The sequence below is a fragment of the Methylobacterium sp. C25 genome (genome assembly GCF_021352225.1).
Lineage (GTDB): Bacteria > Pseudomonadota > Alphaproteobacteria > Rhizobiales > Beijerinckiaceae > Methylobacterium.
In genome coordinates this window covers 46,440-61,406 of record NZ_JAAUVI010000006.1, presented here as the reverse complement: position 1 = coordinate 61,406, position 14,967 = coordinate 46,440, and the positions used below count along the sequence as shown (strand labels likewise).

The 14,967-nt window shown below is 59.7% G+C and carries 14 protein-coding genes and 1 pseudogene; 4 read left to right on the top strand and 11 right to left on the bottom strand.

Annotation, left to right across the window (positions count from 1 at the left end; translation table 11 throughout):
- Nucleotides 1-245: 245 nt before the first annotated feature.
- Nucleotides 246-1,646 (top strand): MFS transporter, encoded by a 1,401-nt coding sequence (locus HCU64_RS16215; protein ID WP_325169987.1) that lies wholly within the window; start codon nucleotides 246-248, stop codon nucleotides 1,644-1,646.
- Between the two features lie 100 nt (nucleotides 1,647-1,746).
- Here HCU64_RS16215 and HCU64_RS16210 read toward each other — a convergent pair whose 3' ends face one another.
- The 3 genes from HCU64_RS16210 to sorA all read right to left on the bottom strand — a co-directional run bounded on the left by HCU64_RS16210 (nucleotide 1,747) and on the right by sorA (nucleotide 4,415).
- The gene (locus tag HCU64_RS16210) at nucleotides 1,747-2,802 is read right to left on the bottom strand and encodes a YeiH family protein (RefSeq protein WP_233385277.1); all 1,056 of its coding nucleotides are present in this window, start codon (nucleotides 2,800-2,802) and stop codon (nucleotides 1,747-1,749) included.
- Between the two features lie 72 nt (nucleotides 2,803-2,874).
- Nucleotides 2,875-3,198, bottom strand: coding sequence for a SorB family sulfite dehydrogenase c-type cytochrome subunit (gene sorB, locus HCU64_RS25640; RefSeq protein ID WP_233385135.1), 324 nt, complete (start codon nucleotides 3,196-3,198; stop codon nucleotides 2,875-2,877).
- Nucleotides 3,199-3,209: 11 nt separating this feature from the next.
- On the bottom strand, nucleotides 3,210-4,415 hold the full coding sequence (gene sorA / locus HCU64_RS16200; RefSeq protein WP_233385134.1) for a SorA family sulfite dehydrogenase catalytic subunit: 1,206 nt from the start codon (nucleotides 4,413-4,415) through the stop codon (nucleotides 3,210-3,212).
- Nucleotides 4,416-4,972: 557 nt separating this feature from the next.
- On the opposite strand from sorA, the gene HCU64_RS16195 reads away from it, so the two are divergent.
- Nucleotides 4,973-5,218 carry a hypothetical protein gene (locus HCU64_RS16195; protein ID WP_233385133.1) on the top strand — a complete coding sequence of 82 codons (246 nt, stop codon included), beginning with the start codon at nucleotides 4,973-4,975 and terminating at the stop codon, nucleotides 5,216-5,218.
- A gap of 140 nt (nucleotides 5,219-5,358) precedes the next feature.
- On the opposite strand, the gene HCU64_RS16190 is transcribed toward HCU64_RS16195, so the two are convergent.
- Nucleotides 5,359-6,690 (bottom strand): MFS transporter, encoded by a 1,332-nt coding sequence (locus HCU64_RS16190; protein ID WP_233385132.1) that lies wholly within the window; start codon nucleotides 6,688-6,690, stop codon nucleotides 5,359-5,361.
- 574 nt (nucleotides 6,691-7,264) lie between these two features.
- On the opposite strand from HCU64_RS16190, the gene HCU64_RS16185 reads away from it, so the two are divergent.
- Both HCU64_RS16185 and HCU64_RS16180 read left to right on the top strand, forming a co-directional pair.
- A complete protein-coding gene (locus tag HCU64_RS16185) occupies nucleotides 7,265-8,140 on the top strand; it encodes an amidohydrolase family protein (protein WP_267922422.1) in 876 nt (291 codons plus the stop codon).
- Nucleotides 8,141-8,230: 90 nt separating this feature from the next.
- Nucleotides 8,231-8,971: a hypothetical protein gene (locus HCU64_RS16180; protein ID WP_233385130.1), complete on the top strand. Its 741-nt coding sequence runs from the start codon at nucleotides 8,231-8,233 to the stop codon at nucleotides 8,969-8,971.
- 136 nt (nucleotides 8,972-9,107) lie between these two features.
- On the opposite strand, the gene HCU64_RS16175 is transcribed toward HCU64_RS16180, so the two are convergent.
- From HCU64_RS16175 to HCU64_RS16145, 7 genes and pseudogenes are all read right to left on the bottom strand, one after another.
- Nucleotides 9,108-10,118, bottom strand: a complete 1,011-nt coding sequence (locus HCU64_RS16175) for a LysR family transcriptional regulator (RefSeq protein ID WP_233385129.1) — start codon at nucleotides 10,116-10,118, stop codon at nucleotides 9,108-9,110.
- Between the two features lie 157 nt (nucleotides 10,119-10,275).
- On the bottom strand, nucleotides 10,276-11,043 hold the full coding sequence (locus tag HCU64_RS16170; RefSeq protein WP_233385128.1) for a sulfite exporter TauE/SafE family protein: 768 nt from the start codon (nucleotides 11,041-11,043) through the stop codon (nucleotides 10,276-10,278).
- A 6-nt stretch (nucleotides 11,044-11,049) separates the two neighbouring features.
- A complete protein-coding gene (locus tag HCU64_RS16165; protein ID WP_233385276.1) occupies nucleotides 11,050-11,817 on the bottom strand; it encodes an FAD-binding oxidoreductase in 768 nt (255 codons plus the stop codon).
- 48 nt (nucleotides 11,818-11,865) lie between these two features.
- Nucleotides 11,866-12,195, bottom strand: a pseudogene (locus HCU64_RS25450) (2Fe-2S iron-sulfur cluster-binding protein); the annotation flags it as partial.
- The gene (locus HCU64_RS16155) at nucleotides 12,173-12,538 is read right to left on the bottom strand and encodes a Rieske 2Fe-2S domain-containing protein (RefSeq protein WP_233385127.1); all 366 of its coding nucleotides are present in this window, start codon (nucleotides 12,536-12,538) and stop codon (nucleotides 12,173-12,175) included. The gene HCU64_RS16155 and the pseudogene HCU64_RS25450, both read right to left, overlap by 23 nt.
- A 117-nt stretch (nucleotides 12,539-12,655) precedes the next feature.
- Nucleotides 12,656-13,138, bottom strand: coding sequence for a nuclear transport factor 2 family protein (locus HCU64_RS16150; RefSeq protein ID WP_233385125.1), 483 nt, complete (start codon nucleotides 13,136-13,138; stop codon nucleotides 12,656-12,658).
- A gap of 91 nt (nucleotides 13,139-13,229) precedes the next feature.
- On the bottom strand, nucleotides 13,230-14,372 hold the full coding sequence (locus HCU64_RS16145; protein ID WP_233385124.1) for an aromatic ring-hydroxylating oxygenase subunit alpha: 1,143 nt from the start codon (nucleotides 14,370-14,372) through the stop codon (nucleotides 13,230-13,232).
- Nucleotides 14,373-14,967: the final 595 nt, after the last annotated feature.

Genomic DNA, 14,967 nt, shown 5'->3' with positions numbered 1-14,967 from the left:
GGGCCTCTGCTCTCGGATCAGCCGCAATTGCCGCCTCCGGAAGGATTCAGATGCGGCTCTTTCCTCCGCAAAATGCCTTCCTCTATGCCGTCGCCGTCATAATCATCGTCGGACGCCGCGGATGTGCCGCCTGAATTCCGGGATGAAGTCCAAGACGAGACATCGTTCGACGAACAAATGAAGCTTGACGAGATCGCGAATTCTGGTGGCAAGCTGACCGACGAAATCTGACGTCGGGCGTGGCCATGATCAATCAATCGGCGCAGATCATCCCCCCGCTTCGGGTTGAGCCCTCCCCGGCCGATGCTTCGATCGAGAACGTTGCAGCGCGGCTCGAACGGCTGCCGATGACGGGATACCAACGCAAGGTCTTCGCGATCATCGCCTCAGCCTGGCTCGTCGACCAGATCGACGTGGCTCTCCTGACGTTTCTACTGGGCTCGATCACGGTCGCCTTTGAGCTGACACCGACGCAGGCAGGGCAACTCGCGGCCATGACGTTCGCGGGACAACTCGTGGGCAACATTCTGGCCGGAACAGCCTCGGACCGCTTTGGCCGCAAGGCGGTGTTTCAGGTGACGATGATCGTATGGGGTTTGGCGAGCCTCGCGGCGGCCGCGGCTTGGAGCCTTCCGGTGCTGATGGCATGCCGCTTCGTCATCGGCGTCGGCGTCGGCGGCGAAGCGCCGGTGGCACAGGCGATGGTGTCCGAGATCGTGCCTGCAAACGTACGCGGGAAGTACATCGCCATCATGGAGGGATTCTGGGCCGTCGGCTTCGTTCTCTCTGGCGCCCTCAGTTTCCTCATTCTCCCGATACTCGGCTGGCGGTGGGCCTTCGTGGCCGTTGGCCTGCTCGCCCTCGTGGTGCTGATCGTTCGACGGTCGATGCCCGAATCACCACGCTGGCTTGCCGACCGAGGCCGTCTTGCCGAGGCCGACGCGGTGACACGACAGATCGAGACCGAGGTCCAAAACCGGATCGATGGACCGTTGCCGCCTGTCGTCCAGGTCGCGAGCGCACCGAACGTCTTGCATCAGAACCCGATCGCGACCCTGTTCTCCCCGGACTACCGGCTTCGAACCATCATGGCCTTCGGGCTCTGGTTCTTCGCCTTGATCGGGTTCTTCGGGCTCAATTCCTGGATCGCCGTGCTGCTCAAGGACAAAGGATTCTCGATCGTCGGTTCGGTGGGCTTCGTGACGCTGATCACGATCGGGGGGATTCCAGGCTTCGCAGCGGCTGCGATTCTTCTGGAGCGCATCGGGCGGAAAGCGACGACGGCGCTATTTCTCATCTGCGCCGCCGTGGCCGCCTATCTCTATGGCAACGCGACGAACGAGACCTGGCTCTTCGTTTCCGGTTTCGTGATGCAGTTCTTCATGTTCGGCATGTGGAGCTGCCTCTACGCCTATACGCCCGAACTCTATCCGACTCGGGCTCGGGCGACGGGGGCGGGCTTCGCCTCCGCTTTCGGCCGAGTGGGCGCCATCCTCGGGCCCATGATCGTCCCGGTTCTTGTCCGCGATTATGGGCCGGCGACGGCCTTCCAGGTCGGAGCCGGCGGCTTCCTCATCGCGGCGCTGCTGGTCCTCATACTTGGTGTCGAAACGCGGGGCCGCGTCCTGGAATCGGTCTCGCACTGAAGCGCGTCCTGCAGGCCGGAAGTGGCGTCTCCTCCGTAACGGCTTGTGCAGGGGGGCAGAGCCGCGTGACGCGGCAGCCTTCTTCGAGCGATGCGGGGCGCTAGGCGATCCCAAGCGCCCGGATCAGGATGAGGCTGATCCCTAGCAGGACCAGCAGGGAGCCCGTCACGGCCAAGGTCACGCGGCCGCCGACCTTTGCAAGGACTCTGACATCCACGCCCAGTCCCAACCCAGCCATCGAGATGATCGTCAGAAAGCCGGCGAAGGTCGTCACGGGTTTTGACGCTCCGTCCGGGATCAGTCCGATCGAGCGGCTCGCCGCCAGGACGAGAAACGCGATGATGAACCAGGGCACCATCTTGGTGAATCCAAGACGCCCGGATCGGGCTTTCGTCGTGGCTCCCTCAACCGGAAGCCTTGGGCCGATGAGAGAAAAGGCGACGACCACCGGGCCCAGCATCAGGACCCGGACGAGTTTCACCAAAGTTCCGACCTGCATGCTGAGAACGCCGACGGGGACCGTCGCAGCGAGAACTTGTGGGACGGCGTAGACGGTCAGTCCGGCGAGAACTCCGTATTGATGCTCGGACAGGCCCAGGAGCGGGATGAAGAGCGGGAGTCCAAGGACGACGATGACGCCGAGCACGGCCGTGAAGGCGATGGACGCAGCGACGTCCTTGCTGTCGGCGCCGATCACCGGAGCGACGGCGGCGATTGCGGAATTTCCGCAGATCGAGTTCCCGCAGGCGACTAGGATTGCCATCCGTGGCGGCAGTCCGAGCGCTCGACAGATACCGAAGCTCGCCGTGATGGCGAGGACGACCGTGCCGACGATCCCACTCAGCAGGGCCGGTCCCGAAGCGACGATCGTCCCTAGGCTGATGGAAGCACCGAGAAGTGCAACGGCCACTTCGAGAACCTGCTTCGCGCTGAAGGCGATACCGGCCTTGTAGCGCTCTCCCGGCGTCCAGAACGATCGGATCGCGATCCCGATCAGGATCGCGATGACCAGAGCCTCGACATAGGGATGCCCGGTGCTGTGCTCTTCCAACGCCTGCACCACCATCGACATGCCTGTGATCGCTAGGCACAGCAGGATGCCCGGCAGGACCGATGGCCGACCGAGGTCGAGCGCTCCGAAGACACGCGCGTGGATGGGCGAGGCAGTAGAGTGGCTGATCGTCACGGCTTGTCTCGATGGTTTCCTGCGACGCCCCTTGGCCGATGCTCAGTAGGTCACGGCGAGATAATCGGCGATGATCTTCGCGTCGCTCTCGCCGATCTGTGCCTTGTAGACCTTGATCATCTTGTGAACTTCGGTCTCCCAGAACTTGTCGCCCTTCTTGGGCGGCTGGGTCGCGATGTAGTCGACCGAATGGCAAACCATGCAGTTTCCGGTTGCTGCATCAAAGCCAGCCCTATGGGCATCATCCTTCGGCGCTTTGAATTCGGCCGTCGGTTCGGGAATTTCGATGGTCCGTGGGCTGGCCTTGGCGATCCCGATTGACGCCACCAACAGAGCGGCGGCCGCAAGATTTGACCGTTTGGACATCTCGCTCTCCTTCAGGCAGCCGTGACGCGGGTGCTTTCGACGACGTTCCGCATGTAGCCGGCCGGATTCCAGCGCGGCTCCATGGGTTGCTCGCCGCCATCATTGCCGGTCGCCTTGACGCGGATGACGTGCTGGCCCGCCGGCAGATCCACTTGAAGCGTCCACGGGCGGAAGGCGTAACGGCCAAGATCCTGGCCAAGCTTCGCCGTGAGCCAGCTCTTCCCGTCATCGGTCGAGACCGAGACCGCCTTGATCCCAGAACCGCCATTGAAGGCAATTCCGCGCAGGTCGACCGATCCAGCCTTCACCTTGGTGTTGTCGAGGACGTTCGTCACGAAGGAACGAACACCGAACCGATTGATCGGGACGGTCGATTTCGGTGCCTGACCGGGGTCGGTGCAGGCGCAGTCGTTGTCGGGGATGCGGTAGGCGGTCTTCATCCAGAAGCCGTCGAACGGCTTGTCCAGGACGGTGATCGCTTCGAGGTGTTTGACCCAATAGGTGCCGAAGTAGCCCGGGACGACGAGTCGGAGCGGATAGCCGTTCAACCACGGCAGCTCTTCGCCGTTCATGGCCCAGGCGAGCATCACTTCGCCGTCGCGGGCATGATCGATGCGAAGTGCCTTCGCGAAATCGGGCGTCTCCGACAGCACCGGCCCATCGAGAGCCTCGAAGACGACATCGAGAGCCCCCGCCTTGACGCCGGCCTTGTCGAGAACGTCCTTCAGGGCGACGCCGGTCCAGCGGGCGCATCCCATAGCGCCGTTGGCCAACTGGCCCCCCGCGACCCGTGGCTCGAAGAAGCCTCGCGAGTTGCCGGAGCACTGGCTTACCGCGACGATCTCTGCCCTAGGCAGCGCCTTGATGTCTTTGAGCGAGAGGGAAAGAGGCTGATCGACGTGACCCTTGATACCGAGACAATAGGTCTCCGGATCGATCTCGGTCGGAACACCAGCCAGATGGTATCGGACGAAGAATGCGTCGTTCGGCGTGATGATGCTCTCGTCAAAAACCGAGAAGGGTGTCTCAAGCTGTGGAGGCCGGGCGGTGGTCAGGAGAAGGGGACGCTTCCCCGGATAGGCCACCAGCGGCCGTTCACCGTTCCCGAATGGAAGGGAGACGCCATCTGCTGCTCGGGATCGGCCAAGGCCGACGCCCGCGCTTGCGAGTGTCGCCGCCCCGACACCCTTCAACAGGTCGCGTCTCCCTAGGCCCATTTTCAAATCTCCCTCTAGAACCAGCGCTGGGTCTGCATCATGTTTTCAGTCTTCGGAAAAGATACGCGAAATTTGAGTCATACTTATTGTGTAAGTATATTTAGAATAAACAATATATAGTCGACATGTATGCGAGCCTTTTTCTTGAAAAATCTTGTCAGGCGACTGAAGTATCTGACGCCCGCGCAGGCCCTCGCCTTCGGCTTGTGAGAAGGTGAGATATGAGTTTCGGCACGATCTTCGCTTGCGCTAAAAGCTGGTGCCGAATCTAAGAAACGGCACCAGATCAGTTGAGAGAAACGCCGGAACGTGAGCGCTACACATCCTTGTTAGGACGTTGAACGTCTTCACGGCCAATACATTCTCTCTTCAGTGTCATAGGCAGACATTATCGGTTTGTACGAAGTGTGGTGGCAACGTTGCGTGTTCGGCGGAGGGGACATGCCAATTGTGCAGTGCCGTTGGACTGATAGCTGCGCTAGAAAGCACATGCTTGGTCTGTCGCTTCAAACCTTGATGCTGACCGGACGCGCGGCCGCCAATGGTGTGGCTGCTTCATGAGTGGGATCGATTTAATGTACGCGGCGATCGCCGAAGCATTCACCATCACGCTCGGCTTGGCCTTGATCCAACGCTTCACATCTTATCCCGCCGCCACGACCGTGATCCTGACGATCGCTCTGGTGACCCTGATTTACGCGATCGGTGCAGTCTTGAACTGGCAAATGCTAGGCAGCCTGTGCAATTCCGGCGGCGCGTCATTCTTCCCGAACTCGTATTGCGTCGGTCTCGCCACGTACTGAGACGGGGCCTTCTCCAGCACTCTATTCACAGTGAGGCCGTGGATCCCTAACCTGTCGCAAGGTTGATTGAGATCCACGGCCAGGCTGGGCGAACCGAGAGGACAACACCTCGGAGCGGTGACGAGAGCTACCTCGATCCGTCAGCCAGCTTTGCCAACGGTGTCCGGCGCCACGTTGCCGTTTCGACGCAGGGATTCGGGTCCGAAGACGTAGGCGAGCAACGCGCAAAGGAGGACGGCGCACGAATATTTCATCGCGTCTCCCATGCCGCCCTCGGTCACGCTAGCGAGCCACGCGATGCCCAGAGGAGCGAAGATCGACGGGAAGCGACCGATGGCGACCGCAGTGCCGTAACCAGATCCACGGATCTCGGTCGGGAACAGTTCTGCGACATGAACCATGCCGATCGCCCATGAGCCTCCGATACCGCCGAATGCGAAGATGCCGGCGATAACGAACAGGGGGATGGAGGCTGTCGAGAACATGACCCAGAGAGCGGCGCTCAGCGCCAGTAGCGTCACAGACCCCGCTACCCTCCTGCCGACCCGATCCGACGCCATGCCGCAGAGGATCGAGAAGACGAACATCGAGAGGTTGAACAAGCCCAGGGTTGCCACAGCAGTGGTCGTGGTCATCTTGAGGGTCGTGACCATGAATGGCACCGCGAATACCGTCTCGGCGTAGTAGATGCAGGCGAGTGAAACGTAGATCAGGGAACCCCAGATCAGATTTCGCCGAATCTGCGGGTTCTGCTTCATGGCTGCCATGAGCGAAATCCGCTCGCGCCTGGATTCCTTCAGCTTAGCCATCGTGGCGACGTAGGAGGGGCTCTCCTCGAGTTGGAGACGGACGAAGAGGATCACCACTGCAGGCAGAACTGCGAGGAAATACATCGCACGCCATCCCAGCCAATCGAGGATCAAGGCAGAAACTCCGGCCGCATAGACGACGCCGAGAGCGTAGCCCGCGAACATCCACCCGGCGCCCAGACCGCGGTTCTTGCTGTCCCAGGATTCGACGACATAGGGAACGCCCACGGTCAGCTCTCCTCCGCCCCCGACGCCGGTCAGAAACCGTCCGATGGCAAATGAAAGCGGGCCCGTGGCGAAGCCCGTCAGGGCCGTGACGCTGCCATAGGCGAAAATCGAAAAACCAAGTGTCTTCCTACGGCCGATTTTGTCCCCGAGCATTCCGAAGACGCAGCTGCCGAGCATGTAGCCCGCGATGAAGACCGAGCCGATGGCGCCCATCGTCTGAATGCTGACGCCGAAATCCAATGCGATCAGCGCGAGGGTCATGCCATAGATATTGATAGCGTAGGCGTCGAACAGATAGCCGAGCGTTGCCGCCAACGTGATCGTATTGCGAGCCTTCTTTGTGATTTGAGGCTCTTCGAAAGGAATTTCGCTTGCCGTTGTCGTGGGGCTGATCGGAACAGCCCCTTCTACAATGACGCCGACACCTGACGACATGATGAATTCCTCCCAATACGTCTTGATGGATTAATCGCTCGGTCGGGCGACTTTTTGCCTCGACTTCGCTTATCGAAGCCTAAAGTCCATTGCAGATTTGAATCTACGGTGTGGCGTACACCTGACCCTCGGCCGATGGCTTCTAGATTTTGATCGTCCGATCAGAACGATTCTGCGATCTTCGGATTACTAGACATGAGATTCACGGCATATCTCCATGTTGCAGCGCAAAGACGTCGCCACATCAATGATTGGCTGCCAATCGTCTCTGCGGCTAATATTTATTTGGAAGATGGTGATAGGAGTGGCCTATTAACTGGCCGTGGCGTTGCCTCGACTGATCGCCATCACGCGGCGCATGGGACTCTGCCGTGCGCTTGCGCGCCGGTGAATTAGGATCGGGCTATGGGCCGATCCGAATTTTCTAATATTTTCGCGTTCTGCGCGCGGACAGACTGCTTTCGTCCTGGGGGCATTGGTCTGGCAGCAGTCCGCTTAGCCATTCGATCGTTGCGGCGGTAGCGCCTCGTCGCCCGCAGACCCCAACTACGAAGACGAACCGGGAGGAAAAGAAATGGCAGTTGGAGGCAATCAGCCTATCGTCGACATGCGGAGCCGACCCGCTTTCCTGCACAAGTTTTTCGGATCGACACCGAACACGCCCGAATACGATGTCGTTCGGTGGCTCAACAAGCGCGTTGGAAGCCGGGACATCGATCATTTCACGAGGGCCCGCGATGCAGCTGGTTTCATTGCCGAGATGGACGAAGCGGGCATCTCTGCAGCCGTGATGGTGGCCCGGAGTGTGCCCGGCGTACGGGTGACCAACGACGCCCTGGCTGAGGTCGCTTCCGCCGCTCCGAAACGACTGTTGGGTGTCGCTTCCGTCGATCCGATCGAACTCGGCCCGGAGGGGGCGCTCGAGGAGGCAACACGGGCCATCCGACAGCTTGGCCTGAAAGGGCTGAATCTCGATGCCGGCTTCTACAAGGAGCACCTCAAGGCGAATGACGACCGTCTGATGCCGCTCTACGAACTCTGTCAGACCCTGGAGGTGCCTGCCTTCATCATGTCAGGCCCGACGACTCCCAACCTGGCGTTCAATGATCCATTCGCAGTAGACGTCGTCGCGAAGACATTTCCTCGCCTTAAGCTTGTCTGTTCCCACGGCTTCTATCCGCGTGTGCACGATATTGTTACGGTCGCGTTCCGAAACGAGAACGTCTTCGTATCGCCGGATATGTACACGTTTGCCCCAGGCGGAAAGCTGTACGTCGAAGCCGCGAACGGCTTCATGAAGGATCAGTTCCTGTTCGGCAGTTCCTATCCGTTCCGGCCGATGCGCCAGGGGGTCGACGACTTCCGCAATCTCGGGCTCTCGGCGGACGCTTTCGCGGCTGCGACCTACCTGAATGCCGGCCGGATCTTCGGCGTCAGTTTCGAGAAATGAACCTTCGTCCGTGAACTCGGCGCGCGCCTTGTTGCTGTGATTCCAGGCTTCGGGGAGCGCGCCCATCGCGTTGGATAGGCAGTCGACATCATGGCCGAGCACAATCTTTCCCACCTAGACGTACCCGACATCCAGAAATTCAACGAGGCGCAGCATCAGGTCCATAGCCTCCTGCAATGGGTGGCCCGCGTCGAAAACAGCTACGGGCCTGATGCCGGAAGGAAGGAGCCCATCCGGCTGCGGTGGTGCGACGAACGACGTGCCATCACGACCCACGGTCTCATAGACGGCCTGGAACTCGAACTTCGGGTTGCGGAGATGACTCTCCAGTTTCTCGAGCATGGAAAGCCGTCCAATCACGCGTTTTCGGCGGAAGAGCATTCGCCGGCGCATGCCGAGGCATGGTTGCTGATCGAGTTGCTTCATCGGGGAGTTGATCGCTCAAGGTTCACGAAGAAGCTCCCCTACGATGCTTCCCAGCTTCTCTCCGGCGACGGCCAGGAGTTCAGTCCCGAGCAATATTCAGATGAGTTGGTGCTCCTCGCCGAATGGATGTCGCGCGCGGCTCGCGCACTTCAGAGCGCCGACAAAGGCTCAGACGGCAATGGCGACCGAAAGGTCCTCGTTCGGCCCGAGGATCTCAGCATGGAGTTGCTGTGCTCGGGGCACGTCGTGGGGTTCGCGCCCGTTGGATCGGTCTTGGACGAGCCATACTTCTACGTTCGTGGGCGCGACAGTCAGGAGCGACCGCGCGAAGACGTCATTGCTGCCTCGCACATCTTCGGGAGTGCCGGAGCCGGCCAACTCGATACGTTCGTCCGCGGTCATTGAAGTCGCATTGATCGATGGCCGAGACGGCAGCGTCCGTCCAGCATCTCGATCCGTTCGCTAGCGAGCCGGGCCTCGATCTCGAGCCCGGCTCGTATTCGTTCTCGCAACAGATCTTCGCCGGGATGGCCTGAGCCGATCAGATTCGTTCGGCCTTCTGCGGCACTGCAAAAGTCGGGCAGGCAAGCGGTGGCAGCGTGGCGTCCCAGTCGGGAGCGGCGACATTGGACGTTCGGCTTAAAATCTGATCGAGGCCTCCGCGCTTGTTGAGGTTCTTCACCGCAGCAACCAGAGCACTTGCGATCGGCGTGAGAAGCTCTCCTTCGGACCAGTACAATCCGACGTCCTGACTTACGATCGGGTCGACGAGATCGAGAGCTTTGGTTCCAGGGTGGAGGCCCGGCATCCGCGTGAAATGCTCGGGAATGATCGTGCAGAGCCCACCGAATTGAACTTGGAACATCAAATGCAGGATCGACTCGGATTCCAATTTGGGCTCGGGGACCAAGCCGACCTTGGCAAATACGCTATCCACGAACCGTCGTTCATGCATGGACGGCCGCAGCATAGCCAAAGGAAGCTTCGAGGCCTCATCCCAGCTCATTGTCGTTCTGTCGGCATATTGTTCCGTGTCCGGGACAAGGATGCAAATCTTTTCCGTATAGATCTTGATGGTATTCCGGCGTCCAAACTCAGCTTCATCGAGGTATGTCAGCGCTGCGTCCAGAGTAAAATTATTTAAGCCGATCTTCATCGCGTCGTTTCCGATGAAGCGCACATCCATCACGACGTTAGGATGCTTTTGTCGTACCAGTTGCAGGAGCACCGGAAGGACCGGCGACATCGAGGGCATGGCGCCCATTCTCAGCCGCCCCGAGAGGTTGGCCCGCATCTCCGCGATCTCGTCGAGCATTGCATCGCAATGTCCTACAACTTTGCGTGCCCATTTCGCGATGATCTGACCTTCGGTTGTCAATCCATGGAAACGTTGCCCACGTCCGCGGAGAAAGATCGGTGCTCCGAGCTCCATCTCAAGCTGTTTGATGCCGACCGAGAGGCTAGGTTGAGTGACATGGCACTTTTCGGCCGCTCGACCAAAGTGTTCTTCATCTACAACGGCAAGTAGATAATTGAACTGACGCAGGAACATCCGAGCTCCGCTCTATAATGCTGGCGCACTGGCGCGTTTTCACTTTCGCCACTCAGCGCGTGCAACATATTTCTTCATGAGACGAAGCGGAAAGTAAAGCTGCCCATGGCATGAGATCCCATGCCCAAATGCCCGAAACGCATGGCATCGCCACGCCTTAGTGGAACGCCAGGGTCGTGGCCATGATTCCACTCGTCCCTAGAAGGACGGTTGCGGCAACGGTCCTGAGGGTCTTCTGCTCGACGTGGTGTGAGATCCAGGCACCTGCCGGACAACCGACGACGAGGCCAGCAGTGAGCGCGATCGCAATTGTGTAATCGAGAGAGCCGAAGAGCATCGCGCCTCCCGTCGCTGTGATCGCTACCGGGATCTGGATTGCCTGGCCGAGGCCGACCGCTCCGAGCACGGGGAAGCCCAGCCACATGAGAAGGGGCACCAGGACAAGCGGCCCTCCGGTTCCAGTCACGCTCGAGATCAGGCCGACCATGCATCCGACCAGCAGCGAGGCAGCAGCCCCGAGCACAACCTCTGGGCTCGCGGGAAAATTCACTCGACTTCTGAGAAGGTTATGAATGCCCGCAATGCCCGCAAGGCACGCTATCACGACTTGCACGACGAACGGGTCTGCTGCCCGAACGATCCATGCTCCGGCTAAAGCTCCGGGTATTGCGCCAGCGCAGAGAAGGCCGGCCAGCTTGTTGTCGATCGATCCATTGCGGCCGAACGCGAGTGTTCCGGCCAATCCGGTACCGATATAGCCCACCATGGCTGCCGCCGCCGCCGTTCCTACGGGAACGCCGAAGGCAAGCGAGAGAATGGGCACGATGATGACGCCACCGATGCCGACGCAGCCGATCATGAGGCCCGACAGCGTGCCGACCAGGACCAGATTGACCGCGAGAGGAGTGACGACTGCGGAAAGCATGCCGGCTTACCCGAACTTGTCGTAGCGGATGCGATCGGGGGTAACCTTTCCGGTGCCGATGAGAGTCCGGAGAGCCCCATCGACCATCGGCGGCGGCCCAGCGAGGTACGACATCATTCTGTCGCTGAATCGGCCCTGCATGTCCCGGCCGCAGACCTCGTGCACCAGTCCGGTTGCAAAACGGATGTCCGGATGGGCGCCCTCCACCGGACCCTGCGGTGGTGCGTCCGACAATGCGATCGTCACCTCGAGATTGCCGCGGGCCCTGTCCACGTACCGGCTGAACTTATCGAGGTAGAAGCAGTCGTCGACCGTTCGTACCCCGAAAAAGACATGGCCCCTGTGGCTCTCGAAATGACCCTCGTTGGTCGCTCTCTCGAGAATGGACATCATTCCAGCGATACCGGAGCCGCCGGCGACCATCAGGAGATCATGACCTTCATCCGGGTGGAACGTTGCGCTGCCCAGGGGGCCGAATACGTCGATCTTGTCTGCCGCAGCTGCGCGCTCGAAGAGCCAGTCCCCGAAGCCGCCCCCTGGCTTGCGTTTGACCACCAGGGATAGGCGACGGGTTCTGCGCTCGTAATTCACCATCGAGTATGCGCGCATACCTTCGAGGCCGGGGATCTGCAGCAGGACGAACTGGCCTGCGTCGAACGACATCGGCTCGGCGAGAACGACATCGAAGTGGATGACGTCCGAAGTCAGCCTGTCGAGCCGCTCAATCCGTCCGTTGTGGTGTGTTGGAAGTTCATAGCGGGCGAAGCCCTCCACGACGTTGGCAGGCACCCGAAGCGAGCAATCTCCGAGCGGGCGGCTTTGACACATCAGGATGTCACCCTTGGCGGGCTTGATCTTCATGTGCCCCGGAGCATCCGGCCAGCAATTCGCGACGTCCCCGGAATCCAGCCGAGCGCGACAGGATCCGCAGGTTCCAGAGGCGCACTCGTAGGGCAATGTCAGACCCTGCCGAAGGCCGGCCAACAGCAGGCTTTCGTTCTTGCTGCATGCGAAGGCGGTCAGGCCCGCTTTGGACTGCACCTCAACGAGGCAGGTGTCGTTCGAGGGCCGTACCACCTGATCAATCACGTCCTCGTCCGTGCGGAGGTTCGATGAGGACGTTCCGGTTCTATTTGAAGAAATCGTCGTCATCGTCGCCCTCCTCGTCGAAGTCGTAGGTCAACTCTCCGTCGATGAGGGCGAGAACCTTGTCTCCTTCCTGCTTGACTTCGTAGGTCTTCAGATCTCTCTCCGTCTCGCCGATCATCGACAGGTTCCGGAGATCCCAGGCCCAAAGATGCTTGGTGCAGGTTAGGATGCAGTTCGCGATGACCCCCGACTCGGCAAGCGGCTCCTCCATATGCGGGCAGATCGGCGGCATGGCCCTAAAGCCGCCGCCATAGTTCGCAACAAGCACGGAGACGCCATCGACATCGATCAGCTTGACGGAATTCGTCTCCACATCGGAGACTTCACACAGATACTTCCAACTCATGTTTCCTCCGCGGGAACGCAAGTGGTTCCAATCCTGCTTCAGCATTCCAAAGCAGATAGCGAGCAAAACTGGAATACTTGTTCCGGCCAATTGCCCAAGAACATATGATCGTATCTGCTAGATCGGCCAGTGCGATCCTTTGTCGAGGCGCCTATTTTGAAGACGCACTTCGCGACTAACAAAAATCGGACGTCCCTCTTCGATCCGAAACTTGTCGATATACTTTCCGACAAGGAACAGCCGGCTCTCCCCTGAGTCGACATGGGAGTTGGTGCCGTCGAGGAGGTGCTGATAGACGGCGACGGAACTGACGGCAGAGGCATTCTTGCCATCAGCATCGACATCGATGGTGCAAACATTGGTGTGACGGCTGAGGGGGGAATGATCGGTGTTGTGCTTGGGAAGGAGCTTAATCAAGCTCTCCATGTCTCTGCGACTGCCTTGCAAGTAGGTCATGTCGTAGTTGATTTCGGGGCTGAAGGACTTGATTGCGTAATGAAAATCGTCGGCGCAGAGATCGAGCCAGTCGTTCCAGCGCTGGTCGTCGAGATAGACGGTTGCTCGGCCAATTGCCTCGCGGACGGCGCTTGCCGCGTCCATGGCGGTACCCTCCCAGAATTGTTTGTGTGTTGATTATCTTCGGGTCGTCTGGGCGGCGGATCGAACTGAACTGCCGCCCAAGAACGTCTCGCTACTCCGCAGCGATCAGTTCGCGTTCTGCGAAGATTTTTTCCGGATCGTTCGGCATCCGGTTCATCCAGCGGCCCCACTCGTCATAGTAGTGGCGCATGCCGTTCTCGTCGTGAATGGTTTGGTTTTCCTGGCGACCATGAAGGATTCGGCGAGGCTCCGAACCCGGTCGCATCGTCGTGCCCTGCCCCTGCACGCCGATGAGGTCTTCATGCAGGTTTCGACCGAATGGTCCCCAGATGGAGTTGTGGTGGTTGATCCGGGTCTGCCGGTCTTCGGCACTGTCGCTCTTCAATCCCAATCCGCGGAACTCGATCATGAGCTTGTTCGGACCGAGCGGGGTGACCGTGTCGCACCGGAGGGCGGAACCGCGCAGGTTGAAGTTCATGCCGGGGAACAGGTCGATCATGTACCATTGATTGGGCGGCAGATGCGGGAAGGAGAGCCCGGCTCGACTTTCGAAGCCCTCGTACTGATCATAGTTCACCTCGAATGTCCCGACGACGATGTGGCCATTCTCGAAGGACTCGTTCTTCCGGGCAAAGTACGCGTCGTTGAAGCCGGTGACGCGGTTATGGTAGTGCATGAAATCGTGATAGAATTCACAATTCGTATCGTGCCAAAGCTTGTAGTTGGTTTCCACGATAGCCTTGTGGTAGTGAAAGACTTCGAGCGGCTCGGCCTCAAGTGTCTTGCGGAGGCATTCGAACGGCTTGCCTGCCCAGTCTTCGAGCGAGAGGGGATTGTCGTCGAGATTCACCCAGACGAACCCACCGAATTTGACTTCGCAACGAAGGCGGCGAAGGCCTACGTCCTCTTTGCAAAGACGATCCTGGTATCCCTCCTTCTCGCGGCTGACGTAGACGCAGTTCCCTTTCATATCGAACTGCCACGCATGGAACATGCAGGTCATCCGCTTGGGATTTCCCGACGGCTGAGGTTCGAAGAAGCTTCCCGACGGGCGCCGTTCGATGATCATCCCGCGATGCGGGCAGACGTTCAGGAACGCGCGGATCACGTTGTCTGGGCCACGGCAGACGATGACTGGCTCGCGCGCGATGCTGGTCGTTCTGAAGTCGTAGGCCTTCGGGAGCTCAGATTCGTGGCAGACGGGGATCCAGGTCTTTTTGAAGATCTTCTCCATCTCCTCCTCGAAGATGGCCTCTTCAGTATAAATCCGACTATCGATCCACTCGCTGCTCTGCAGGGGTGGTTTTGCGGTCCACTGACTGTGGTTTCTAGCGGGCATCTGGTTTCCTCCCAATACAGCCGTGTATCGTGCGCCCATGACGAGCCGCCGAGACACGCCACAGAACGGGGGATGCGATGAGCCGTTACGTCAGGCAGACAACCGTCTTCTAATAATCGGACGATGTATTTGCATGTCGATCGAAGATATGCTTGCCGCACTCGTCTCTAGCTTCGCATCACTGGTCTGAGGATGGACCAGGGGATCAGCGACCGATAATTGAATCTCTTTATGGGCTCATAGGTCTGGCGGGCTGGGCCAAGCCGATTAGGCTTTGCCAGAGGGCCTCGTCAGGGCCGAGCCAACCCACTGATGACGCAATGTGGCTTGGGATTTGAGCGCGAAAGAGAGCCCTGGGCCTGCAATCCAGGTAGTCGGGCGGCGATCTGGCGAAGCTCGCTCCGATCTTGCGGTTGGGCCGCGGCAAGCGGGCGGAACCGGGCGAGGAGATTTTTGGGGCCCGGGAACGAGGCGGCGACTAACTCCCCGC